This is a genomic window from Alteromonas sp. 76-1, assembly GCF_900654235.1.
GTDB lineage: Bacteria > Pseudomonadota > Gammaproteobacteria > Enterobacterales > Alteromonadaceae > Alteromonas > Alteromonas naphthalenivorans.
Map to the genome: position 1 here is coordinate 3,416,974 of NZ_LR136958.1, position 26,388 is coordinate 3,443,361.

The following is a 26,388-nucleotide window of genomic DNA, read 5'->3' on the forward strand; positions in this document are numbered from 1 at the left end:
GATAGCGACCATTAATAGAAAGCGTACTTCAATTGAATTGAAGACGTTCTTCCGCTAATCGGGCGAGCACGAATGATGTCGCCAGCTGATGCAGCACTTTCTTCAGACTCAGTAATAACAAACTCATCGGTGGCGTTGTTTACATTCAACGATACTGAGAATTGGTCAGATACATACCAAGTGGCAAATAAGTTAGCTACTACGTAAGCGTCTTGCTTAAGCTCGTTTGAGTCTTGAACATAGTACTCTGTTGAGCCTTGTAACGATGCACCAATACTGAAGTTTTCAAAGTCATACTGTGGAATAACCGTGTAGATGAAATCAGCTTGACGACGAGGAGTCTTACCTACTAATGCAGGATTGAACTTGTCTTCACTAATTTCTGCATCTGTCCACGTTGCATTTCCTGACATTGTGAAACCGTTACCAAAATCGTACTTACTTTCAAGTTCTAAACCTGTTGCTTCGTATTCACGAATAAAGGTTAAACCGCTTGTCACTTCAGCTTGAGTATCTTGGGTTACCGTATTGAACAATGTCGCGTTAAATTTGAAGTCTTGCGTACCGTACTTGACACCAAACTCTAACTGCTCTGTTTCGTCGAAACCACTCGTCGTGCTTGTTAAGCTGCCATCGGCATTAAGGGTACCAGCAATTTGAAGTAGTCTATCAGCTAGCGCTCGGCCACCTTCACTGTAGCGACCAAAGAAAGTCACAGAATCGCTGTACAGGTATGAACCACCTAATGAGAATGATGTGTTACTTGCTTCGTAATCAACAATTTGACTTGTTGCGTTAGCTCGGTTCAAACGAATTACACCACCACCGAAGCCAAAGCCATTTGATGCAGATGCATCTTCAGTATTACCTGAAATAACCCCATCACCATTAATGTCTACATCGGTATTACCGCCGCAACACGAGTTGATAAGTTCACCATTCGCTTGCACTGTGTCACGACGAGCACTCACATCAAACAACCAGTTGTCACCCACTTCAAAGCCTACGTTAATGTACGGCGCCGTAGTGGTGTAATTTAAATCCCATTCCCATGAAAGGAAGCTTGGTGCCCAAAGCCCTTGGTCAACCAGTGCAGTACCGTCGGCATCTTCAATATGAAGATACTGAGAATTAGTACCATCAACAGTTTGAATAAAGGTATTCCAGCTGTTCCAGCTAATCGCGATATCTTGCTTAGAGTAGTAATAACCTGCGGTAAGCGTTACGCCATTGTCGTACTCTTTGCGAAGACTTAAATCATTGATCATGTTGCCTAAATCATTGTAAGTCGTATCGAACAATAAGTTTAGGAAGGCTAAGCCGTTGTATTCGTCACCGGCATTAGGCCCATTGGCAAGGGTTACGCTGGTTGAATCACAGTTGAACGCATTACCGTCACCGTCTAAGGCTGATGCACAGATGGCAGTCGCCATACTACTTGCTGACTGTGGCCCATAAGCTCCGAAAGTATCAGTGAATGGAGATACGAATCCACCGCCTACATCAGACGTTCTGAATTTGTTAAGCAGGTAAAGATCTTCTGCCACTTCTAAATCAGCTTCAAAGCCGAATGAGGTCACCTCAGATTCAATACCGTCCGTTAGATCACGATTAACTGGGTTACCGAAAGAATCGAAAGTCGAGACATTGGTAGTGTAAGCAGAATGCAGAGTTTGGCTGCTAGCATCGAAGTTATCTACTGCGCCATAACTGCCGTTACCCTTTACCAGTACCGGAGCTGGTAAATAGGTCGTTACTCTGTCGTCTAAATGCTTGAAGTAAAAGCGTAGATGACCGTTTTCGAGTAGTTGAGTGAAGTTGATTTTTACTTGACCACCTTGGTCGCCGTTATAGCCAGTGTCACGAACACCTTCGCCACCACGCGCGAAACCACCGATGTGGAAATAGAGGTCGTCGTTTACTTCACCGCCGTAAGCGAAGTCTAGACGAAACTCTTCGTAGTCAAGACCAAACGATGTGCCGATTGCACCACCACCTTGTTCACCCGTTGCGCTGATCATGTTGATGACCCCACCCGGTGAGTTACTGGCAAATGTAGATGCTGAACCACCACGTACCGATTCCACCCGTTCTACAGACCAGTCATAACGTAAGAAGTTATCTGCGTTACCGAAGTTAATATCGCCATACTCTAAAACGGGAAGGCCATCTTCATGAATTTGCATGAATTTAGAGCCGCCGGTAGCCAAAGGAATACCACGAATAGTGATGTTTGCGTTGCCGCCACCGCCTGATGATTCGGCGCGAATACCTGGCAGCGCACGGAACACCTCAGCCGTTGAGCGAGGTGCAAGCTTCATGACTTCTTCTTCATCAAACGAACTAACAGAGACACTTGCCTCTTGTGCGGAAACACCCGCGGGGCTGGCAGTGACCACGATCTGTTCATACGTTTCTTTTGCTTTCTTCTCTTGAGGTGAATTCTCTTGAGATAAATTCTTTTGAACTAAAGAGTCCTGAGCTAAAACAGTGCCATTCAGGCCTAATAACACTGCAATGCCCAATGCGCTTTTATTAAATGTTGTATGCATGGGTATTCTCCAAAGCTAAGCGAAATTCTCTTGCGCTCAGCTTTATAGAAAGAAGCGAAAGAGAACTAAAACCATAAATTAACAAACATCGACTTAATCGATTAAGTTAAAGATTACTAGAAGAATTGCATTATGTAAAATATTTGTTTAAAAAAATAACCAAATTCATTTCACCCTAATAGCGAACTAAAATCACAAATACATAAAAATCAAAATCTTAGACAAAAAACGAGCAAGATAAAAAAGTTCATTTTAATTTTAGTTTTTACCCAGCATTAACTTAATCGTTTTAGACCAAGGTTTAATTAACAATGTATAAACATAGTAAAAACTCAGATAATTCTTACTCTTAGGTTTCAAGTTCGCCACAGACTTAATCAAAAATTAAGCGCTAGTCTTCGCAATTATCTCATTCAAAAATAGACCTTTCTTACCAAAAAGCGAATTGAGAGATCGGGGTTAGCCTTGCCAAGATTTTGGCATATTATGCTCGGCGGTGTTCCACATAAAAGCTGAGCTCTGGGTCGTTATATCGTCGAGGGATTAATACGTGAAGCCGGGCAAGCCGGCCATGTATTCTCTGTCTAGGTGAGAAATGGCGTAGCATGGATGTGTATGCACACAACACTCATCACTATATTTAAAAACTTTCAAATATTAGTGTCGCGTACATGCGAACTTAGGTTTAGCCTTTTTTAGCTCTCGCTTTCAGGCTCTCTTTAACTGCCTTTCAATTCAATAACAGCACTCACTTCAACCGCCATGTTACCCGGCAAGCTACTCATGCCAACGGCGGCTCTTGCTGCTTTGCCATCGTCGCCAAACGCAGTAACAAATATATCGGAAAAGCCATTTATCACGAGTGAATGCCCAGTGAAATCATCGGTAGCGTTTACCATGCCTGTTATTTGTAGCACTTGTTTTACCGTGCTCAAATCGCCAGTGGCTTCTTTGATGGTTGCCAATGCACATAGTCCTACCCGTTGTGCGGCATCGTACCCCTGCTCTATTGTTACATCTTGCCCCAATTTACCCAGCACACTTTTTCCTTCACAGGCGCCGTGACCCGATAAGTACAGTATATTTCCTGCACGGCGCCACGTTACGTAATTAGCAATGGGCTTCACTGGCGCAGGTAAGGAAAAGCCTTCTGATTTTAAGCTTTCCTCTGGTGTATTCGCGATTGCCACCGTGGGCGCAAACATTAATGAGGCTGCTGTCGCTATTATAAATTTCTTCATCGTTCTTCCTTTTTATAAGCTTTTTAACGCTAGAATTAATTGGTTTTATTTCTTCAGCTGAAATGAATATCTGCGGTGTTACTCTTATACAGCAACCACTGGCTAGCCCTACTCTTACTACCGTAAATACGTTGAATTCATTTTCTAGTCTTTTCTGCAAAGCTTTGGCATCGTCTAGCGACGCTTTACCTTTTATTCGAAATGCCCCCATTCCTGTGCTTGATGCGTCATCTTCGCCGCCCAGCACTTCAATAGTAGGCAATTTCCTTGCTTCTTCTACCCACAAGTTACGCAAGTAACGTAACCTCGCTTCTTTATTGGCAGCCCCTATAGACTGATGAAAATCAATAGCGGTTGGGATCGTCAAGATAGACGCAAAATTTGAAGTCGCTGTATGCACCCGTTTGTGAGCCAACGTATTGGTAGGGTCGGTTTCACCAGGGTATGGAGATATTTTGTCTAGCGTGCCCTTCTTCATATAAAGCGCCCCCACACCCACGGGGCTACCTATCCATTTATGCAAGTTGAAGCCTGCCCAATCCACGTTCAATTCGGCAATATTAAAGTTGAGCAACCCCCACGATTGGGCACAATCACAAATAACATCTATACCACGGGCTTTTGCGGCTTTAGCGATATCAGCAACAGGCAATATGAGGCCGTGTTGATTACTCACATGAGTAAGCAGCATTAGCTTCAAATTAGGATTTTCATCAAAGGCTTTCGTGTATATCTTAAGGATTTCAGCTTGATTAGTTTGCGCAGGTAATGTGACTTCCACAGGTTCGACGCTCTGCGTTTTAGCTAGCCAACGCATGGTATCTTTAAAACTAGGGTAATCGATGTCGGCAAATAATACGGTATCGTTAGCATTAAAGTCGTTGTATTGACGCATTAAGTTATGAATTGATTCCGTCGCGTTACGAGTGATAACGACCTCATCATGATTGGCACCTAACGCTTGTGCTATTTTGCTAGCGCTTAGCTTTAGGTCATCAGAGAAATGCTTACGTGCATAAACAGAAAGTTGTGTATTCACCATTTTCGTCTTATCAATAAATACTTCCTGCACCTGCTTAGACATCTTCCCCCAGTAACCATGTTCTAAATTAACTATCCCCTGCGCTTTGTCATAATTCAGTGCAACTTGTGCCCAAAATGATTCATCTTTCGCCAGCAACTCGGGCGATAAACCCTTGGTTACTTTTGAAAATTGATGCGTTTTTAATGAAGAAATTCCACTGCTGGCATAAGCCAACTTTGTGGCCGTCAAAGTTCCAAACGCCCCACCTACAAGGGTTTTAATCATACGTCTGCGGTTTAAATATTCAGGTACTTCACTCATGAAATCACGCTCACTACTAGGCCTAAATTGAAAAGAGAAACATCGGTATTTCAATACATTTGAATCTTAAATAGTCTATCGCAGCCAATTGAAGCAATTGTTAAACCACATGATTTAATGATTTGCTTTTCCGTTGGTTTCGCCTTGTGCCAACCTCAGCGCTAAACACCTCGCTTAATGGGCAACAGTAACCTCTATCGTCAGAACTGCTGTTTGTTATTGTGTGTAAATTTCTAGCAAAAAAACGTAAAGCATGAGGCGCTTTGGCGGGAAGTTAATTAAGGTTTCAGATACTAAGCAATGATTGCACTGAATCAAAAAGGAGCGGTAGATGAACAAATGGTTTTGGGGTGTATTGATTTTCTGCTTTTTTGTAATCAATGAGATAACAGTAGATTGGTTACTCGCCATTACCATTGGCGGTTATGGTTTCGAAGCCAGCTTCGAGCATATCTTTCGATATTCCTCTTTTTTTGATTACTTTGAATCGGCTCCCTTTCGGCTTATTCCTTACTTGCTGCTTACTAGTCTAGCTGTATTCCTTGGTGGCTATTATTCTGTTCATGAGAAAGTAGCCTTTTGGGCGGCATTAATGGCTATAGCGCTTTTCCATTTTTGGGGATATTGGGGCTTACATTACCCTTCCTATAATGGTGAGCGCCTATCATCGACAGCCGCATTGGCACTTCTTTTTATTCCCCTGCACGCTATTTGGATAGGCTTATTTGCAGGTATAGCTACAGGGCTTTTATCGTTGTTGTCCGCTAGTATTTTCAAGAAAATTCGCGGCGTTTAATGGCTGTAAAACAGCCAATTAAACGCTTTAAAATAAATAATAGGTATGCACCAACCACTCACACTTCCCTGCTCCACTGATGGGCCACTCTCGTGGCAGGCCAGCCTCCTTCCCTCCAGCGCTGATTAAAAAAAACGCGATAAAAACTTGCGCTTTAGAATTACACATGTAATCTTAAATTAAGACTACATGTGTAATCCATTTATAGAAAAGCCACTACCACATTGGTTAAAGCGAAATAATTATGAACACACCTAAAGCGCAGCCAGATATTAGCAATACCGAGTTTGAAGTATTAGACGTGATTTGGGACAGCAACCCGATTTCGTCTAACGAGGTCATTGAGCGCCTCAATCAACATAAACCGTGGCATGAAAAAACGGTGAAAACCTTGCTTGGACGCTTAGTTAAAAAGGGGGCTATCAGTTTTCACAAGCAGCAGCGTCAGTACCTTTACTACCCCTTAATTGCCCGCGAAGAATATGTTCAAGAAGAAACCAGTAGCTTTTTAAGCCGACTCTTCAAAGGTAAAGTTGCGCCAATGATCGCAGGCTTTGCCAACCAAAACGAGTTATCTAAAGAAGATATCGATGAGCTTAAAGCGGTGATCAAGCAATGGGAGAAAGACAATGATTGAGTGGATAATTTCTCAGCAAACTATGTTAACCGTTGTTCTGGCGCTATTGATTCTTTGTGAACGATTCCTTACTGCCCAACTAGGCACTACATTTGTTTACAAAGTATGGTTATTACTTCCGGCTGCACTTGTGATGAACAACCTACCAATTGATTTGGTTTCTATTCCCGCTAATAGCATCAGTCGCTATTTAGTAGGCATTAATCCTAATGTATCCGGTGCGCAGTTCAACGTGCTGTTTTGGTTATGGGCAACAGGTGCTAGTGCAGTCGCGGCCTACATAGTGGTAAACCATATAAATATATTACGATCTATTGATAAAAAGCACCTTGCGCGAGCGCCTAGCGCAACGGTTCCGGTAACCTCAAATACATCACCTTCCCTTCGCGCTTATTACTCTGATAAAGCTTCTACACCTATGCTCTTTGGCTTCCTGAAACCAGCCGTACTGCTGCCAAGTTACTTTAAGACCGCGTTTTCAAGCTCCCAACAAGCATTAATACTTGAACATGAACGTGTCCATAACCAACACAAAGATAACCTATGGAATGCCATTGCGTTAGCGTTTGCGGTGCTTTTTTGGTTTAACCCCGTGCTCTGGATTGCATTGAAGTCGTTTCGTAGCAGTCAAGAATTAGCATGCGATAACGCAGTGCTCGCCAACAAATCACCAACCGAGAAACTCATTTATGCAAAAGCACTTGTATGTTGTGCCGAGCATAATTCACAAGCAGTAAACCTGTACCCAACCTTTGGAGAGAAAAGTACAATGATTAAAAGATTGAACGCGATTAAAACCCCGCATAAAGGTAATAAATTACTTGCCGCTGGCACAGCTGCTATTTTTGCCTTAGTAACGGCCAACATGGCGTTAGCCAATGTGCCACTTCAAAATACTGAACACAAACAGTCGAAAGTTGACGAAGCAGCCCCGGTAGAATTTGTATCACCTGAATACCCCTCGTCGGCCGAAAAAAGCAATATTGAAGGCTTCGTCGTACTGCAGTTTGATATTACTAAAACCGGTAACACCGACAATATCACTGTAGTTGATGCCACGCCCGAAGGTATATTTGATGAAAGTGCAAAAGCTGCGCTTGAGCAATGGAAATACAAACCAGCAATTAAAGGTGGTGTAGCCCGCAGGCAAACAGGTTTGTTAGTGCAGCTCGACTATAAACTTGACCAGCCATTAACGGCGGGCACTGATAAGTAAGCTTAAGCCAAAACAGTAAGAATACTAAAAGGAGCTCTTGCTCCTTTTAGTGTTTTCTTCAAACAAGGCTATTCTCTCTCAAACTTCTGCTTCATACGCTATTTTGTCTTAGGCTACTCTATCTTAGACCACTCTGCCTTAGACCATTCCATCACAGAACGAAGCAGATATTTCACTGTGGTCAGTAAAAACTACGGGCACTCCGTGTTAACTACATTACTTTACCTTTTTTCACCCACCTTAACCTGTTGTAACTATTACCAAAAATTCTTGAGGAAGGGCTCGGCACTCTCTTTGCTTCATTTTAGCGCTAGTGATGAGTATTGATGCTGATTGGTTTTGATTCCGATGGTATTGAATATTGGTTATTAGCAAACTCACAAGCAACACTTAGGAGGAAACATGGCCGGTGGCTGGGCAAAAGACGGGGCTGTTCAAGATCAGATAGACGCAAGCGTTGAAGATGCCGTGGCGCGTGCTAAAAACAGTATGTATCAAGGTGAGAGTGCAGAGTTCTGTGAAGAGTGCGATGCCCCTATTCCTGAACGCAGACGCATAGCAGTGCCCGGTGTTCAATTGTGTATTGACTGTCAATCCGAAATGGAGAAGGCAAGTAAAGTAGAGTCGCTGTTCAACCGTAGAGGCAGTAAAGATAGCCAGCTAAGATAGGCTATGAAAATAGTCGCCTTATAGAAAGCCGCCTTTATCAGAAATTCGATTAACCACGCGGTCAGTTATTGCTTTTCATCCTACTTACCCTCGTATTAACCGTTTACACGTTGCATAGTATTAGGACTTTTGCGAAAGATAAGTTATTGATTTATCTTGTTCCCGTTCGTATAACAGTAAGAACGGAATAACGAAGTCACAATAATAAAAACGGAAAACACATGAAATTAAAAACGCTTGCCCTAGCGTGTGCCTCAACATTTGTAGTTGGGTGTGCAACGCAACCCGCGTCTTCAGTCAATCAAACAGCAGCCGAGCTATCAACACCATACACGTTAAAGTCTGGCGGAGAAATTTCTGAAAGACAAAAGCATTTATCCATTAGTCATGCAAAGCTTGCCTTTTCTTTCGATTTTGACAAAGAGATATTGTTTGGCGATACCACACTTACGCTGCAGGCTCCTTCACCACAACAAGAAATCTCTGTGGATTTAGACACACGTTTTACCATTGAAGGCGTTTGGCTAAATGGTACCGAGCTAACTGCACAGCAATTTAGTAACCTTGAAGGCGAGCTTATTGTATCGCCAAATAGCAAAGTGTCTTTCCCTGCAACCTTACGCGTTGTCTATTCTGGACACCCACGCACGCCGATTAGAGCCCCTTGGGATGGTGGTGTGATGTGGGAAAAAACACCGGATGGACATCCATGGTTGGCAACAGCAGTACAAGGTGAAGGGTGCGACCTTTTCTGGCCATGTATTGACCAACCTTACGGCGAACCCGCTAACACCGAGCTTTTCATTACCGTACCTAAGCCGCTTGTGGCCGCCAGTAATGGCGTATTGGTCGCTACTGAAGAAAAAGGCAATGACCGCACATTTCATTGGCAAACCAAGTCGATGCACAATACTTATGGCATTGCCTTAAACATAGCGCCTTATGAAAAGCTGACCAAAAGTTTTACCAGCATATACGGTAACACCTACCCGTTAACCTACTACCATCTTCCAGAAAACGAAGAAAAAGCCGAGGCATTATTTGCCGAACTTCCTGAAATGATAACCTTTTTCGAGCGTATGATTGGCCCCTACCCGTTCGCGGACGAAAAAGTGGGCATAGTACAAACGCCTCACTTGGGTATGGAACACCAAACCATAAACGCCTATGGCAATGAATATAGAAAAGATGACGCTGGATATGATTGGCTAATGCAGCACGAGTTTGCCCATGAATGGTTTGGTAATCAGCTAACCAACGACAACTGGGATCACATGTGGCTACACGAAGGGTTTGGCACTTACATGCAGCCGTTATATGCCCAATACCTTCACGGCAATGAAGCCTATTTTGTGAAGCTTAATGCGCAGCGAAAAGGGTTGGCTAATGCTCACCCTATTGTAAGTAACGAATTATTGTCAGAAGAAGATGTGTACGAAAAAGGCCCTGCGGGTGATATTTATGCCAAAGGTTCATGGGTTATTCATACACTTAGAGGGTTAATGGGTGATGAACGCTTTTTCCGTTCTGTAACCGAACTTGTGTATGGCCGCGTTGACCCACAACCTGGCAATTTCGAACCTATTTTCGCCAATACTCAAGACTTTATCGATATCGTCAATAAAAACAGCGAGCATAATTTAGATTGGTTTTTTGACGTGTATATATTCAGCGCGGCTTTACCTATATTAGATGTAGCCCGCACAGAAAATGAAGTCACCTTTACGTGGAAAACAGAAAGTCGCTTACCCTTCCCTATGCCCCTAGAGGTTAGCGTAAACGGTGAAGTAACCACGCTTGATATGCAAAACCAAACCAGCTTAACGGTAAGCCCATACGATGTAGTGGTTGCCGATCCTAATAGTAAGGTGCTTCGCTACGAACAACGCTTCGAGGATTATAAGGCCTGGCAGGAAGCGCAAGCTGAAATGAAAAGCATGCAGACCGAAAAATAAGCTTACGACAGGGAGCTTAAAAAGCTCCCTTAAATATGCGCTAATTGAGGTTGGTAAAACCAATCCATTGATACCCCTTTACCGTTTTTTACTATTTTTAGAAATAGGGGTAACCACATCGCTACTTTCTACCAGTTCTTCTAATGCTACACCCGGATCTTCTTCCCCAGCCACTGACGAGGCAAAGGGGCTAGCAGCCTCGGCTTCTGCATCTGAAACGGGGGTAACGCTTCTCCCCTCTGTGTCAATCGAATCATCATTATCGCTTTGACGATCACTTTTTATACCACGCATTAATTCTTCCAAATAGGGTACAAATTCTAAGGCTAGTGCTATCAATAGTACGGTAACTAAATACCATGTGGGTAAGGGGTCTTCTTTAAGTTCTAGCGCGAAGTCAGCGGGAATGTCGCCAAAACCAAACAGCGCAGTAAAATGCGGCCAATGACGGCCCACCACTAACACTAAAGCTAGCAGCGGGATCATTTCTAAAAAACTATGAACATGCTGTTCAATTGGGCCTACACGGCGCTTGGTTACAGCATAAGATACATCCCACATTGCCGTAGCTTCATGCACAAAAAACAACACGATACTAATGGCGATAATTAGACTGTTTACTTCAAATATCAGCACCATAAAAAGCGGAATACCCACTTCGGCGAACATAAGTAAATGGATAAAAGATTCTTTTGCGCCGCTCGTACCGGAAATATTACTTCGCCTGTGGCAAAACCAGTCAACAATGCCCGCCACGAACCAGATGGGAATGATGAAATACATTAGGATAATTAGCGTAGGATCGTCCATAGAAACCTGCCTCTCCTCTTAAACATGGCCTACATCAAGTAACGTAAGCAAAGGTCTATGAGGTTATAAACGGGCGAGATGGCAGAACAGATTAGCAGCTCATTAAATTTTTTTAACGTTTACGGATGTAAGCGAACTATTTTATAGCTAGCGACACCCAAACCATTCTGTGGTCAGAACTTGCTTGTCTGTCTTTAACTAACCTGAACAAGTCACTGTCTTTGGTAGGCCAAAAAACACCCGCGTCTTTTACGTCAAAACCATACTGTGAAGGCAGTACATAATCGGCTCTTGCCCCCCAATATGCAGTGAAACGGTTACTAAAGGCTTCGCTGGATGCTTCTGCGCCGCCAGCACTCGTTGGAATAAGGCTATTGTTGACTAACGGGCTTTCGGTTAATTGCTCTATCACATCAGGTCTGTGTTTATCGCCAATGTCAGCGGCATTAAAATCGCCAACTAATACGAATCGGTCTTTCTCTTTTAAGCTAACCTGCTCGCCAGCATCGTCGTAAATATAGTCTCCACGTTCTGGCGTTAAGTAATCTGCCATTAGGCGAATTTCATCGTGATTGCGCGTACCGTTTCTGTCTTCAGCGCCGTCGAAATTTGGCGGTGTCGGGTGCATAGCCAATATATGCACTATTTCTCCATTCACGTTAACTGGAATATCCCAATGAGATTTTGAGCTTAGGCGAAAAGCCTTCCACTCCTTTTCTGAATACCAAGGCTTATCCTCTTTATTTGGTGCGGTAGCGGGTGAAATTGGCTGTTGCGCATCAGGCATATCTTGCCATTTGAAAGTTTGAAAAGTCCGTGTATTCGCCTGTTGGATTGGGTACTTAGACAATACCACCATGCCATATTGGCCTGGGTATAAGCCGTATCCGTAAGCATCACCGCCGTATTGTTCTTTTTTGCCATTATTGTCTAAATCAAAATTAGTCGGCTCACCAGTGTTGACGGTATTTGTATAAACATAGCCATAATCTACCGCTTTTTGACCCCCCTGAGATACATTCAGGTAATGCTTTATAAAGTTATCAATACCTACCGACTGGTCGGCGATATAATCAAACTCATTGAGTAACAGAATATCGGGGTTAACACGTTGAATAATTTCAGCAATGTTCTTAACTTGCTGATTCTCACCATTAGATAGCACCTGCTGTAAAACCTTAGCGCTAGGCGCTACACCAAGCGCGTTGTAGTTGGTTGATTCCATGCTGACATTGAACGTGGCAACTTTTAGTGTGTTGGCACTAAGCACCGATGAAAAAGCCATTAAAAACAGTGCGACATATTTATGGTTCATAAACTTTACTCATTTGAAACTGGATTTATTACAAGTGGTTAAATAACTGGAAAATATACATTACGTTGCAACTGCCTTTGAAAAACCTAAAACAAAAAAATCTACCACTGAGCCGTTCTTTTAAGCCACACGTAGCATTTAAGGGTATCAATAACAAAAAGCTCCTACACTGAATGTCTTTCTACAAACACTCACCATTAATAATACAGGGCAAGTACATGGCTTTAAAACAGTTATTTTTCACGATGGGATTAGCCTTTTTTTCAGCGCATTCGTTAGGTGCACAAACCGCACAAAAGCTAGCAAGCATAAAGGGAACACAAATAACGGGTGTCACAGTGAGTGGCAACGGCGATGTATTTGTTAATGCGCCCAACTGGAGAAGCGGTGTCGAATTTGCGGTAGCAAAAGTTTCAAATTCAGGAAGTTTTGAAGCTTATCCAAATGAGCAGTTAAATAGCTGTGTGGCGTCAACAAGGGTGAGCGATGATTGCTTTTTAGCGGTACAGTCGGTGGTGGCTCACGACGATAAATTATATGTTTTAGACACCCGTAACCCGCAATTTAAAGGGGTTAAAGATGCACCTCGCATTTTCGTAATAGACCTTGAAACAAATACGGTGGAAAGTGTACTCACCTTAGGCAGCAGTGCTTATCACTCCGACTCCTACATTAATGACTTACGCGTTGATGATAAAACTAATCGAATTTATATGACAGATTCTGGTCATGCCGGGCTCGTCATCTACGACTTAGGCGATAACAGTAGTTACCGCATTTTAGATAACCATCAATCTACTCGTGCGGAAACCTCTACGTTAGATATTGCTGGAAAACCGTTTACGAACACAGTTCACTCTGATGGCCTAGCGCTTGATAGCCAACATGACATTGTTTATTTTCACGCTTTAAGTGGCTACAGCTTATACGCCATCGATACTCAAGATATAAAACCAACCAGTAACGACGACATTGCAAATAAAGTACGTAAAATCGCCACTACGGGTGCGCCGGATGGCTTGATTTATCATGATGGAATATTATACCTTGCCGATTTAGAGAAACAGTTAGTTCAGTACTTAACACCTGATTTCACACTGCACACCTTAGTAAATGGAGATGCGGTAAATTGGGCTGACACGTTTAGTATTCATGGCGATTCCCTTTACTATACCAACAGTAAAATTCAAGATGCCGGTAGTGATGTAAGCGACATGGAATTTGAGGTTTATAAGGTAGCCTTACCGTCACAAGGCAGCCACACTGAATAAGATGAAAAAACTCTTATCGTAAGATTAAACTAGGAATATTGCGCTAAAAGCGGGGCGATATGCGCCGAAGTACCTAAGGCCATTTTTACTCATAAAGTCAGATGCAGTATAGTGGTTACTCATTTTTAGGTAGTAAGTGCATGTCGATTAACCTGCGTAAAACAAGCCGCAATATTCACTTGTGGCTCTCTTTGGCCATTTTTATTCCTGTCGTTGTTGTGATTGGCAGCGGTCTTTTGTTGCAGGTAAAAAAAGAGTTCGACTGGCTACAACCGCCGACTCAAAAAGCCGCTGGTAACGCCCCATCTATTAGTTTCGATAGTATTATTGAGGCAATTCAGCTCGTCCCTGAAGCCGAATTAAACAGTTGGGACGACATCGACCGTTTAGACGTTAGGCCCGACAAAGGCATTATAAAAGTACGCGGAAAGAATCAGTGGGAAGTGCAGCTGAACGCAACCAATGGTGAAGTGCTGCAGGTTGCTTATCGGCGTACCGATACCATTGAAGCTATTCACGATGGCAGTTGGTTTTTTGAAGGCGCAAAGTTATGGCTATTCTTGCCCGCCGCCATTTTGCTATTCATTTTATGGCTGACGGGCTTAGTGATGTTATTTACTACATTAAAGAGTAAATATCGAAAACGTTACTACCGTTCACAGCAAAAAGGTTAACGCTAGCTGTACACTTTCACCTTGCGCAAATGCCGCTTTGTCGTCGGCGCTTACATAATATTGCTGATTAGTAAGATTACGCCAGCTAGCTTGCAGTGAAGTACGTTGGTTAAGTTGCCACGCCGCGCCAATATCTACTGTGGTTACATTATCGAGTTCTTTTTCACCATCGCCAATATCTCGCTTGCTTGCACGATAAACAAGCGTTGAAAATAGGCGTACATCACTTACTTCATACCCTAGTGTTAGTCGCTGACTATGTGGCGGAATATCAGCAATAGCGCTACCTATATTGTCTTCGCCCTCAATCCACGCGCCATTCAACTGCACGAACCAATACCCATGATCTGATTCGTTATTTTGCGATCTATTTGCCGCTTGTGACTGCAACCAATCTAGCTGATAGCTTATGCCTTGAATAGTAGCACTGTCTAAATTGCTATAAACCTGCACATCTTCAGATACCGTAGTTCGTTCAATATAGTGATTGATTTTCTGCCGAAACACTTCAACTGAGCCCGCTAAAGCGTTGCTGCTGTACGATAGAGAAGCCTGTATATTTGTGGCCTGCTCTGTGTCTAAATCGACATCACCTAACACGGTACCCCGAGGGGTTTCACCGGAGAAATAGCGTTCGGTTAATGACGGATTCCTAAAGGCGCTAGATAAGTAAGCACTAGCCGTCCATTGCGGCGAAAGTATATGGCTAGCGCCAATAAAACCGCTGATGTTAGTATTAGTGACATCATCAGCATTGTTAGACTGTTGCTGCCAATCTAACCTACCTCCAAACGCTAGCGAGGTATCACCAAAAGAGCGTGTTGCATCAGCAATACCTGCCACTGTGGTTTCACTGGCATCCAATGTACGAAGCGCGTAAGCTAATTCAGAGATAAAAGATGAGCCGGTCGAGCTTAATGTCTCATTTAAAAGAGATTCACCTACAAGCGTTCCACTAGCAGAGGAAACCAAGGAGAACTCTCTTTCATCAATAGTTACCCCCTCCCGCCCCATCAATTGAACTTGCCAGTTTACCTGCCAGTTATTAATACGTGCGTTACTGCCCACATCAAACCCGAAATCTAACGCCTCACTTTCACTTTCGTTTATCCGATCCTCTGGCCTTAAAATGTGGGTGTCCAGTGTGGATTGGTGCCACCAAAGGTTGCTTACTAGGTCTGTGCTAGAAGTATCAGAGCTAGCCATGCCACCGCTAAATATATTAGAGAATGCAAACGTCATTTTACCTAGCCAGTGCGTATTTTCTGGGTAGGTAGTTACTCTATCTTCTGGAAAATCGCTGCTGGATTTACCGATATCACTGTTGTCTGAATACAACGTCCAGGCTTCTTTCAGCACGCCATTTTCCGGCCGATGTCTTATAAACAAGGCGGTTTGTTCAAACTTATCAAACAGAGTATTACCTTGTGCGTCAGAGCCGTTATTGCCTTTACGATACGACAGGTTCCAATCGGTATTGCCTGCATAATCGGCATAACTATAATCTTGTGCCTGTTGGTTACTACTCCACCCTATTTGAAGGTTTGGATCTGTGTTGTACGGTAGTAACAAATCCACAGCGCCACCTATAGCGCCCGACCCTAAATAGGTAGACGCAGCGCCTGGAATGACGGCCACGCCTTGAATAAATGACGGAGGAACAAACCCCACGCTCGCCCCTGCTCGGCGGTCACTCACAATAGGTACGCCATCAAGTAAGGTTTGAATTCGCCAGCGAGAAAAGCCCCTAATATTGATATTTTGAATTTGCCCACCTTGCCCATTTAAGTTAACTGAAGGCGATTGAAGCAAAATATCATTAATATGAGGGCTACCCACAAGATTCGATTTATCGTAAGTATATTGGGGGAAAATGCTGTTTAAGGTTTGATTGTAATAGGGACGCTCTGCGGTAACAGTGTACCGCTCGACTTCCTTAGCGCTAATGTCGTTGGAGCTTGCATTGTTAGCCCCTTCAGCATCAACACCTTCACCATTAGCGCCTTGAGCATCAGCGCCTTGGTCATCAGTGGCACTGGCACAAAAAACAGGTAATGCGAAAAGGGAAACGGTTAACAATAGTCTAAAAGGTGCTAATCCAAAACGCGAAAACTTAGCAGAAGATAAAAAAGAGAGAGAATACGACAGGCTTTTCATTGGGTCTTGCTACGGTAGTAAAGCTAAAAAAGAAGGGTGAAAATAAAAAACGCGGCAGCGTAACGCTGCCGCATCTGTTTGCACTAACGCCCGTTAGTTTGCAATAACCGGAATGCCAGCAGTCCAAGGACCCCCTTCATTCACCACCGCTTGCTGAAGCGCAGGCAGCGTGGTTTCATGCAACGTTTTAATGCGCGCAATTACTTGGCTTAATTCATCTTCAGCGTAACCAAGTTGGTCTTTGTGCTGTTGAGTCGGCCCATAAGATGACCCCAGTGCAGACCTTGCGTAACGCAAGCGACTCATAATATTAGCCGGTTTGATCCCTTTACGATTGCGCGACTCTAAGCCAGTAAACGCTTTATTAATATCGTTTATTTCACTTTGAATGCTCGCAAATTGTGCTTCAAGTTGGCTAACATCACTAGGGGTACGGTCAATAGCAACACGAAGTAATGCCATGGTTTCTTTCACTTGGCCCAGTACAGTATTTGAAGATATTGCACGTTTCTGCGCTTTAGTAACCGCATTACCATAAGCGGAAATTTCCTCAGCAGATGCCCCTTCAAGTGCACCTTCATAGATAGATTCCAACATAAACTCAACAGGCTCAGCCAGTTGAGTAACTGTTGACCCCTCACGCTTGAACAAGGTCGCACTATAGGTTCCCGGCAATGCCATTAAGCCATTATTTTTGCTGTCTTTCTTGATAAGCGGTGTGGTATTTGAGTACTTCATATCCCACGTAATGCGGTGAAGCCCTTTTTTAGCACTTCCCGATACGCGATTTATCACGTCGCCCGCATTGTCACGAATTTCTACATAAACAGCAGGTTCTGGCTCTTGAAGTTCAGCTTCAATCGCTTCCCAACTTGGATACTTAGGATATTTGTCATCTTCAAGAAGCTTTTTCTCAGCTTCTTGACGTTTACCCTTCGCAGTTAACAAACTGTCTTTTAAGAAATAGGTTAACGTAGCGCCATGTGCTGGATTCTCTGCCACAAAACGGTCGTCGCCGTCTGAGTCAGAATGCCTAGTATCTAGTTGAAACCATTTCACTGGGCGGCTAGGCGCAAATAACAAGGCGTCTTGTTCCATCGACTTTTCCGTTAATGCGCGAAGCGGTGCGTAATCATCTAGAATGTAAATACCACGGCCAAATGTACCGGCCACCAAGTCATTTTCTCTGCGCTGAATTTTTACATCGCGCGTAGAAATAGTTGGCATGCCGCCATCAAGTTCAACCCACTTTTTACCGCCGTTAACCGTAAAGAAAACGCCAAATTCGGTACCAATGAACATCAAATTTTTGTTCACATGATCCTGCACAATACGCCAAACAAGGTGTTTTGCAGGTAGGTCATCGGCAAGTGATGTCCACTTTTTACCTAGGTTCGTCGACTTGATCAAGTAGGGTTTGTAGTCGCCATATTTATGGTTATCTAGAGCGACATACACGGTATTCGGATCGTATAAATCAGCACGGATATCATTTACATAAGCGGTAGCAGGAATACCTTTAATATCGTCTAATTCAATCTTTTTCCACGATTCACCGCCGTTGGTAGTGACTTGAATGATGCCATCATCAGTACCTGCCCACAGAATGTTTTCATCTACTGGGCTTTCAGAGAAGTTAGCAATAGTGTGGAATTCTGTCATAGCGTACAAATCCCAGCCCGCTTCTACCGACCACGTTCTGCCCATCATCGGCATATGCATGCGGTTTCCGTCTTGGGTGAGGTCGCCAGAAACGGCTGTCCAGCTATCGCCACGGTTATCAGAACGCCATACTCGCTGTGATGCAAAATAAATACGAGCAGGATCGTGGCTAGACACATTAATAGGTGCATCCCAGTTGTAACGCTCAGCAGGGTCGCCCGGCAATGGCTGCGGCTTAACATAAACACCTTCTTTGGTGGTCATGTCTACGCGGGTAAGGTTACCCTGCTGCCATTGAGAATACATAATATCTGGGTTGCCTGGTTCAACCGCTGGCTGATGCCCATCGCCGCCTAGGGTTAAGAACCAATCTTTGTTCTTAATACCATCTTTGCGCATAGTGCGAGATGGCCCCCCTTGGGTAGAGTTGTCTTGTGCACCCGCATAAATCATGTAGAAAGGTTTTGAATCATCCGGTGCCACTTTATAGAACTGCGTTAACGGCAAGTTAGCCATAAAACGCCAGTTCGCCATGCGGTCATGAGACATATAAATACCACCATCTGATCCCATCAAAACAAAATCAGGATCAGTCGGGTGAAATGCCATAGCATGGTCATCTACGTGCTTGCGCTTAGTATTAATTGGCGTCCACGTTTTGCCGCCATCGTCCGACACTTTGCTGTAGTTACTGGCAATATAAACACGGTCAAACTGGTGTTGATCAGCAAAGATTTCTTGGTAATAGTGAGGGCCTGTACCTGCACCTATTTCATCAGAGACCTTGGTCCAACTTGCGCCTTGGTCGGCTGAACGATAGAAACCGCCTTTGCGATTGTCAGTTTCGATAGTGGCGTAAAGCACGTCGGGGTTCATAGGCGATATCGCCATGCCTATTTTACCCATGTTACCTTCTGGCAAACCGGTTTTGAGTTCGGTCCAGGTTTCACCGCCATCGTCAGACGTATGAATACCCGCACCTTCATTAGTCCCTACATATACCGCAATTGAACGTTGGCGAGCCCATGTGGCTGCGTAAAGTTTATCAGGGTTACGCGGGTCGATAAGTAAGGAAGTCACGCCGGTCCATTTATCGGCAGGCGTGAGTACTTGCTTCCATGTGTCGCCACCGTCGGTAGTTTTGTAAAGGCCGCGTTCACCGCCCCCAGACCATAGTGGCCCTTGAGCAGACACCCACACGATGTCAGGATTTGTTGGGTGAATAATAATGTCAGAGATGTGTTCCGACTTCTCTAGGCCCACATTATTCCATGTTTGACCGCCATCTACAGACTTGTATACGCCATCACCAAAGCTAATATGACGCCCGCCGTTGTTCTCACCAGTACCTACCCAAATAATATTTGAGTTACTAGGTGCAATAGTCACATCGCCAATAGAGTAAACCGCTTGCTTATCGAAGATTGGCGTCCAGGTATTACCTGCGTTCGTGGTTTTCCACACGCCACCAGAACCTACTGCGGTGTACCATGTTGAAGGATTATTTTGATCGATAGCAATGTCTGCTATTCGGCCAGACATATAAGCAGGGCCAATGTTTCTCAGCTCCATAGCTTTAAAAGTTGAACTGCTAAAAATAGATTTGTCGTTGTTAGAGTTTTCTGCAAAAACAGTCGAGCATGAGAGCGCAAGAGATACAGCTACTGCAGCTTTAAGAAGCTTCTTCATTATTATTATCCACAGAGTGTTTATTGGAATTTAGAATTATAGGTAGTAACACTATATAGAGTTACTAACAAACCCATAAAGTTTCAATAAACACACGACCAACCACCGAATATAGAGGTTAAAAAATGGTCGTCAGTGGATAGGCGTTGTAAGGGAAGGTTTCCAATTAAAAAGTGACGATGTCATCGTTAATTAAATGACCTACTACAGAACTGTTTTCAGCGTCGACAAACCCGTTGTCGATAGCTTTAGCACGGCCGCGAGTTACTTTGCGATAGTTAGGGTGGGTATAAATATAAGTTTGCTTTGAACGCAATGCTTCTAACACACGTTCAGCCAACATAGACACTGGAATACCAGACTCCACCGCCATCGTGGCCGCTTTGGCCCCTGCTTTAAGTTTTTCTTTATCGATTCGCTTTTCTGTGGCTACCGCATATTTTTCTTGTCTGTTGCGATAAGACTCATGAATACGGGTTTTTACAAATGCAGGGCACAACACCGACGTGTGGATATTAAATGGCTCTAGCTCTGGCATCCAACTCTCAGTCATAGACACTACTGCTGCCTTAGAGGCACAGTATGCGCCCGCGTAAGGCATACCCATCATGCCAGCCATCGATGCCACGTTTAATACCCAGCCCCCTTCACCATGTTCTTTAATGGCCGGAACACAAGCTTGAGCACCATACAAAACGCCCATCACATTCACGTCCATTACCCAGCGCCAAGTTTCAGCTTCAGAGTCTTCAATTTTTCCAGGCGAACCACCAACACCCGCGTTATTAATAACCATATGGATTTTGCCGAACGCTTCTTTCGCTTTGGCAACAACCTCTTCCCACTGGGTATAGTCGGTGACATCAAGTGAACACGTGATTACCTTGTAGCCTTTTGAGTGCAAGTCTTCGCTAGATTGTGCAAGGGCTGCGGCATCTATATCGGCCATAACAATATTCATTCCCTGCGCCGCTAATGCTTCACTTAGGGCTAAGCCAATTCCACCCGCTGCGCCAGAAATAACCGCGGTTTTACCTGAAAATTCATTAGACTGAGACATCTGCTCTCCTGTTGTCTTTATTCCCGCAGCAAATACAGTTGCTGCAACGTCTGCTTGCCGCCACCACTACGACCAGATCAAAGTAAGGTCAACAAAGAAGCGGAGCTAAATGCGTTAAATCATCGACAAGTAGAGTAGTCTGCTGATGTAAGCGTAGATACTTTATTTGGCTAATTTCAGATACTTCATGAAATCAATAATATGGAGAAAACAGGCTACTGCTTTTTAGTGAGGCTAATAAAAATAGCGCGTTTTATGATTTTGATAATATGACGGCTTAATTAAATATGACTGATATTCATCAATATTTAGGTTGTAAGCCAAAATTGAGTTCTTCTACTCATCGCAAAAATCGGCTTACTTAACGGTTATCCTAACTTACTTCGTGAAGGCTAAAACATGCAGAAAGATAAAACATTAAATTAACAAAACGATACTTTAACGGTGAAAAAAGCATACAAATAGAATGCACAATCCCAATATATTAAGCATTCAGCTAAAAATAGCATCTACACGCTCAACCTTTAAAAAATCAATTTTTTGTTAACACAAGTGAAAGCTAAGCATTGCTATTAAGAGGACTTCTAATAAAGTGGGTCTGTTCCCCCCCTTGTGATAAATAGAATTAATCATTACTCTCCCACGCTCAATAACAACTCAATTTGATTCGGTTTTCTAGGCAATTACAGTCTAGGCAATTGCAATTTTCGAGGATTCTTACGTAAGCATGGTCAATCCACACCCTTCCATTGATGTTTTTCTGCCCCCTGCTTTTAAAGCATTTTTGCAGAAGCTTCAACACTACACCACGGGTGTAGGGGTATTCCTATGGATTGCGAACGCAGCCTTGCTGCTTAACGTTGCATTGATAGCCAGCGGCACAATGGCCGATTCAGGCGAATTTGTTAGTGCGCTTCACGACAATATTGTTATTGAGCCTTTTTTCATTGCCGCTTTCAATCAAGCGCTTTCCCTATTTTCTCTTCCTACCATTATACTAGTACTGGTTGGCCTTCAAGTTCATGCTTGCGCCACCGCTAGAGCCCAGTTTATTGGCAATGACCAACCTGTTCCTTTCGTTTTTCACGAATACCCTCACCCCTTTATTCAAAAAATTGGTAGCCGAGCCCCTCCCACTCTTAGCTAACCGTTTTTGATACCGATGTGTAACCACTAATCGTGTCCCGAAAACGCTAAATTGCGTGCTTGTCTTTGCGGATTAAGCACAGCGGCTATCTATTGTCTTCGAATACATATCGATGCCCTATTTGCTGCTTATCTTTGCTGCTCGTCGGTGCTGTTTATCTGCGCTGGCTAATTGCCGCACTCCCTTGAACTTACGGGTTATAGGAAAAATGTTTTTGTCTATTCGTAACCTCTTTAAATTAACTTTTACCACAATCGTGCTAATGCTAGCCGGTTGCAGCGGCGGTGTACTCGATCCTAAAGGGCAAGTAGGTATGGATGAAAAGAATCTGATCATTCTTTGCACCATTCTTATGCTCATTGTTGTGATCCCTGTCATTGTGCTAACGCTCTATTTTGCTTGGAAATATCGCGCCAGTCGCGACTTTGAAATTTACACCCCAAAATGGGCCCACTCTACCAAAATTGAAGCGTTAGTATGGTCAGTTCCCGTGCTCATTATTGTTGCGCTAGGCGTTATCACTTGGCGTTCAACCATAGCGTTAGACCCATACGCGCCGCTTGAAGGCCAAGGTGAACACCTTACTGTAGAAGTGGTGTCGTTAGACTGGAAGTGGCTGTTCATCTATCCAGAGCAAGGCATTGCTACGGTGAACGAATTAGTTTTTCCTGCTAACAAGCCCATCGCGTTCAAAATTACCTCTGAAAACGCCATGAACTCGTTTTTCATCCCTCAATTAGGTAGCCAAATTTACTCGATGGCCGGAATGGAAACCAAGTTACACCTTATTGCAAATGAGCCAGGTACGTTCAAAGGCATTTCATCTAACTACAGTGGCGCTGGTTTCTCAGGTATGAAATTCAATGCTATTGCCACCCCAACTGAAGCTGATTTCGAGGCTTGGGTAGAGAGGGTTAAGCAAGAAGATACGGCATTAACTTCTGGCACTTACAAAGAACTCGCAGAACCGACCGAAAATCACCCTGTAACCTACTACGGCGATGTAAGTGATGGGTTATTCCACGAAATACTAATGAAATATATGAAAGACCACGGCTCGATGGATTTTTACAGCAAGCCTGATAACGCGGCTACAGGTATGAAAAAAGCTATGCCGGATATGCACAAGGGTCATCATGAAGAGGTTAACGAATAATTATGTCTTTTTTAGGTAAATTATCTATAGAGTCAGTGCCTTACCACGAACCTATTATCATGGTTACGTTGGCAGTGATTGCTGTAGTGGGCATTGCTATTGCGCTGCTCATTACAAAATACAAGCAGTGGGGCACACTGTGGAATGACTGGATCACGTCTGTGGATCACAAACACCTAGGCATTATGTACATTGTACTGGCTATGGTGATGTTACTGCGTGGTTTTGCCGACGCCATTATGATGCGTACCCAACTTGCGGTAGCGACTAATGGTGCGCCTGGCTATTTGCCACCGGAACACTACGACCAAATTTTCACCGCCCACGGCGTTATTATGATCATCTTTATGGCCATGCCATTTATGATTGGTTTAATGAACATTGTGCTGCCGCTGCAAATTGGTGCTCGTGATGTTGCCTACCCCTTTTTGAATAATTTAAGTTTTTGGCTTACCGCTGGCGGCGCCATTCTCATTAATATTTCATTAGGTATAGGTGAATTTGCAAAAACAGGTTGGGTAGCTTATCCGCCAATAGCGGGGCTTGAATTAAGCCCGGGGGTTGGCGTCGACTACTACATATGGGCCTTGCAGATATCAGGGCTCGGCACGCTACTTACTGCGGTTAACTTCTTAGTGACGGTATTTAAGATGCGTGCACCGGGCATGAAATTGATGCAAATGCCAATTTTCACGTGGACATGCACATGGGCAAATATCCTTATTGCCGCGTCGTTCCCGATTCTTACCGCAGTGCTAGCCATGCTAACACTAGACCGCTATCTAGACTTCCACTTCTTCACTAACGAAGCAGGTGGTAACTCTATGATGTACATCAATTTATTCTGGGCATGGGGCCACCCTGAGGTTTACATTTTGGTGCTACCTGCTTTCGGTATTTTCTCTGAAGTTATATCCACCTTTACGGCAAAACGCTTATTCGGTTACACCTCTATGGTGTACGCATCCGGCGCAATTGCCATTCTAGGTTTTGTGGTATGGCTGCATCACTTCTTTACCATGGGCTCAAGTGCCAATGTAAATGCCTTCTTCGGTATCATGACCATGGTTATCGCCGTGCCGACAGGGGTGAAGCTATTCAACTGGTTATTTACTATGTACCGCGGCCGATTGGTACTCAGCGTGCCTGTACTTTGGGCATTAGGCTTTATGGTGACCTTTACCATTGGTGGAATGACCGGTGTGTTACTCGCTATTCCTGGTGCCGACTATGTACTTCACAACAGCTTATTTTTAATTGCTCATTTCCATAACACTATTATTGGTGGTGCGGTATTTGGTTACTTGGCAGGGTTTGCATTTTGGTTCCCGAAAGCCATGGGCTTTAAGCTTGATGAAAGAACGGGTAAAGCCGCCTTTTGGTGCTGGCAAATTGGTTTCATGATGGCGTTCTTGCCATTGTATGTGTTGGGCTTCTTGGGCATGACCCGCAGGCTTAACCACACCAATAACCCTGACTGGAACTTGTGGCTCTACATTGCGGCAGTAGGTGCGTTTGTTATTGCCCTTGGTATTTTCTTCCAGCTATTACAGTTGTACATAAGCTTTAAAAACAAAGACAAGCTTGATGACACCACAGGCGATCCATGGAATGGACACACACTTGAGTGGTCCACGGCGTCTCCGCCTCAGTTTTATAATTTTGCGAACATTCCTCACATCAAAGATATCGATGCATGGACAGACACAAAAGAACGAGGCGATTCTTATCAAAAACCTGAGAAATACGCGCCTATTCACATGCCGAAGAATACCTCTGCGGGTGTATTTATGAGTATGAGCTTTACCGTGATGGGCTTTGCGCTTATTTGGCATATTTGGTGGTTAGCTGCGGTTGGGCTTATCGCTGGAATAGGTGTATTTATTAAGCGTTGTTACACCTCTGATGTTGATTACTACGTTCAGGTAGATGAGATAGAAAAAATTGAACATGCGCATTTAACGGCTAATGCGAAAGGAGCGTCTGTATGAGCGCACTAGCAAATGATATAGCTCACGATATTCACGAAGAGCACGCTTTAGATCACGACCACGAACATCACGAAAACAATACGGTATTCGGTTTTTGGCTATACCTAATGACCGACTGTTTGTTATTCGCTTCATTCTTTGCCACTTATGCGGTGTTGTTCATGAACACGGCCGGTGGTGTGTCTGGAAAAGACATCTTCGAACTTAACTTTGTGGCGGTTGAAACCGCCGCGCTACTCGTTAGTAGTATCACCTTTGGCTTCGCCATGATTTGTGCGCACAAGCAAAACAAAAGCGGTGCGTTAGCATGGTTAGCTATCACCTGGGTTTTGGGTGCGACGTTCATCGGCATGGAAGCATATGAATTCCATCACTTAATTGTGCATGGCAATGGCCCTCAAGAAAGCGCCTTTCTTACTGCCTTTTTCTCGCTAGTAGGCTTACATGGTATTCATGTAACGACGGGGCTTATTTGGATGACAATTTTGTTTATCGAAGTGTCGCGAAGAGGCTTACCTGAGAAAACAGTCACAAGACTTAGCTGCTTAAGCTTGTTCTGGCATTTCCTCGATATTGTATGGATTTGCGTATTCACCGTGGTTTATTTAATGGGGGCAATGTAATGGCGGGCCATCGTACTAATAAATTTGGCGTTAGTGCTTTAGCGGGAAATAGTGCTAACGATGACAATGCAACCTCAGTCAATCACGCTGCCGATCATGGCAGCGTAAAAACTTATCTTGTTGGCTTTGTGCTATCGGTGGTTTTGACGGCGATCCCATTTTGGATGGTAATGGAAGGCGACTTCTCAAAAGTGACTACGCTGTGGAGCATCGTCGTTTTCGCACTCGTACAAATTTGGGTTCATCTTAAGTACTTCCTTCACCTTAACTTTGTTACTGAAGACGGCAGAGCCAGTACCATTTCGTTTTTATTCAGCGCACTTATTATCTTCATGGTAGTAGGGCTATCTATTTGGATAATTTACGAATCTAACGCGATGATGATGTATTAGCGTATTGCTATTCATTATGCATAAGCAACA

The 26,388-nt window shown here is 43.8% G+C and carries 20 protein-coding genes; 12 read left to right on the forward strand and 8 right to left on the reverse strand.

From position 1 onward, the window contains the following. Nucleotides 1-11: 11 nt before the first annotated feature. The 3 genes from ALT761_RS14755 to ALT761_RS14765 form a co-directional block, all read right to left on the reverse strand. Nucleotides 12-2,552, reverse strand: coding sequence for a TonB-dependent receptor (locus ALT761_RS14755; protein ID WP_129739738.1), 2,541 nt, complete (start codon nt 2,550-2,552; stop codon nt 12-14). 719 nt (nt 2,553-3,271) lie between these two features. Continuing rightward, on the reverse strand, nt 3,272-3,757 hold the full coding sequence (locus ALT761_RS14760) for a RidA family protein (protein WP_232043470.1): 486 nt from the start codon (nt 3,755-3,757) through the stop codon (nt 3,272-3,274). Then, on the reverse strand, nt 3,663-5,138 hold the full coding sequence (locus ALT761_RS14765; protein WP_232043471.1) for an aminotransferase class V-fold PLP-dependent enzyme: 1,476 nt from the start codon (nt 5,136-5,138) through the stop codon (nt 3,663-3,665). The genes ALT761_RS14760 and ALT761_RS14765 overlap by 95 nt, the downstream gene beginning before the upstream one ends. Nucleotides 5,139-5,469: 331 nt before the next feature. Between ALT761_RS14765 and ALT761_RS14770 the strand changes: the two genes are divergently transcribed. From ALT761_RS14770 to ALT761_RS14790, 5 genes are all read left to right on the forward strand, one after another. Beyond that, entirely contained in the window at nt 5,470-5,934 is a 465-nt protein-coding gene (locus ALT761_RS14770; protein ID WP_129739740.1) for a hypothetical protein, read from the forward strand. Between the two features lie 244 nt (nt 5,935-6,178). Beyond that, nucleotides 6,179-6,571 carry a BlaI/MecI/CopY family transcriptional regulator gene (locus tag ALT761_RS14775; RefSeq protein ID WP_129739741.1) on the forward strand — a complete coding sequence of 131 codons (393 nt, stop codon included), beginning with the start codon at nt 6,179-6,181 and terminating at the stop codon, nt 6,569-6,571. Continuing rightward, nucleotides 6,564-7,787 carry a M56 family metallopeptidase gene (locus tag ALT761_RS14780; protein ID WP_129739742.1) on the forward strand — a complete coding sequence of 408 codons (1,224 nt, stop codon included), beginning with the start codon at nt 6,564-6,566 and terminating at the stop codon, nt 7,785-7,787. The genes ALT761_RS14775 and ALT761_RS14780 overlap by 8 nt, the downstream gene beginning before the upstream one ends. A gap of 402 nt (nt 7,788-8,189) precedes the next feature. Continuing rightward, the gene (locus ALT761_RS14785) at nt 8,190-8,456 is read left to right on the forward strand and encodes a DksA/TraR family C4-type zinc finger protein (RefSeq protein WP_129739743.1); all 267 of its coding nucleotides are present in this window, start codon (nt 8,190-8,192) and stop codon (nt 8,454-8,456) included. A gap of 221 nt (nt 8,457-8,677) precedes the next feature. After that, on the forward strand, nt 8,678-10,411 hold the full coding sequence (locus ALT761_RS14790) for a M1 family metallopeptidase (protein ID WP_129739744.1): 1,734 nt from the start codon (nt 8,678-8,680) through the stop codon (nt 10,409-10,411). A gap of 78 nt (nt 10,412-10,489) precedes the next feature. On the opposite strand, the gene ALT761_RS14795 is transcribed toward ALT761_RS14790, so the two are convergent. Next, nucleotides 10,490-11,221, reverse strand: a complete 732-nt coding sequence (locus tag ALT761_RS14795; RefSeq protein ID WP_129739745.1) for a diguanylate cyclase — start codon at nt 11,219-11,221, stop codon at nt 10,490-10,492. Nucleotides 11,222-11,357: 136 nt separating this feature from the next. After that, entirely contained in the window at nt 11,358-12,536 is a 1,179-nt protein-coding gene (locus ALT761_RS14800; RefSeq protein WP_129739746.1) for an endonuclease/exonuclease/phosphatase family protein, read from the reverse strand. Between the two features lie 218 nt (nt 12,537-12,754). Between ALT761_RS14800 and ALT761_RS14805 the strand changes: the two genes are divergently transcribed. Continuing rightward, the gene (locus tag ALT761_RS14805; RefSeq protein ID WP_129739747.1) at nt 12,755-13,807 is read left to right on the forward strand and encodes an L-dopachrome tautomerase-related protein; all 1,053 of its coding nucleotides are present in this window, start codon (nt 12,755-12,757) and stop codon (nt 13,805-13,807) included. Nucleotides 13,808-13,947: 140 nt separating this feature from the next. Then, a complete protein-coding gene (locus tag ALT761_RS14810) occupies nt 13,948-14,481 on the forward strand; it encodes a PepSY-associated TM helix domain-containing protein (RefSeq protein WP_129739748.1) in 534 nt (177 codons plus the stop codon). On the opposite strand, the gene ALT761_RS14815 is transcribed toward ALT761_RS14810, so the two are convergent. From ALT761_RS14815 to ALT761_RS14825, 3 genes are all read right to left on the reverse strand, one after another. Further along, nucleotides 14,464-16,638 carry a TonB-dependent receptor plug domain-containing protein gene (locus ALT761_RS14815; protein WP_129739749.1) on the reverse strand — a complete coding sequence of 725 codons (2,175 nt, stop codon included), beginning with the start codon at nt 16,636-16,638 and terminating at the stop codon, nt 14,464-14,466. The genes ALT761_RS14810 and ALT761_RS14815 overlap by 18 nt on opposite strands. A 93-nt stretch (nt 16,639-16,731) precedes the next feature. After that, on the reverse strand, nt 16,732-19,989 hold the full coding sequence (locus ALT761_RS14820) for a WD40/YVTN/BNR-like repeat-containing protein (RefSeq protein ID WP_129739750.1): 3,258 nt from the start codon (nt 19,987-19,989) through the stop codon (nt 16,732-16,734). A 166-nt stretch (nt 19,990-20,155) separates the two neighbouring features. Next, on the reverse strand, nt 20,156-21,049 hold the full coding sequence (locus tag ALT761_RS14825) for an SDR family NAD(P)-dependent oxidoreductase (RefSeq protein ID WP_129739751.1): 894 nt from the start codon (nt 21,047-21,049) through the stop codon (nt 20,156-20,158). Between the two features lie 727 nt (nt 21,050-21,776). On the opposite strand from ALT761_RS14825, the gene ALT761_RS14830 reads away from it, so the two are divergent. The 5 genes from ALT761_RS14830 (at nt 21,777) to cyoD (ending at nt 26,358) form a co-directional block, all read left to right on the forward strand. Beyond that, entirely contained in the window at nt 21,777-22,196 is a 420-nt protein-coding gene (locus ALT761_RS14830; RefSeq protein ID WP_129739752.1) for a hypothetical protein, read from the forward strand. 214 nt (nt 22,197-22,410) lie between these two features. Then, nucleotides 22,411-23,352 carry a ubiquinol oxidase subunit II gene (cyoA, locus tag ALT761_RS14835; protein ID WP_442858128.1) on the forward strand — a complete coding sequence of 314 codons (942 nt, stop codon included), beginning with the start codon at nt 22,411-22,413 and terminating at the stop codon, nt 23,350-23,352. A 2-nt stretch (nt 23,353-23,354) separates the two neighbouring features. Further along, nucleotides 23,355-25,343, forward strand: a complete 1,989-nt coding sequence (cyoB, locus tag ALT761_RS14840) for a cytochrome o ubiquinol oxidase subunit I (protein WP_129739754.1) — start codon at nt 23,355-23,357, stop codon at nt 25,341-25,343. Further along, a complete protein-coding gene (gene cyoC, locus ALT761_RS14845; RefSeq protein WP_129739755.1) occupies nt 25,340-25,966 on the forward strand; it encodes a cytochrome o ubiquinol oxidase subunit III in 627 nt (208 codons plus the stop codon). Before cyoB ends, cyoC begins: the two co-directional genes overlap by 4 nt. Continuing rightward, entirely contained in the window at nt 25,966-26,358 is a 393-nt protein-coding gene (gene cyoD / locus ALT761_RS14850; RefSeq protein WP_129739756.1) for a cytochrome o ubiquinol oxidase subunit IV, read from the forward strand. The genes cyoC and cyoD overlap by 1 nt, the downstream gene beginning before the upstream one ends. Nucleotides 26,359-26,388: the final 30 nt, after the last annotated feature.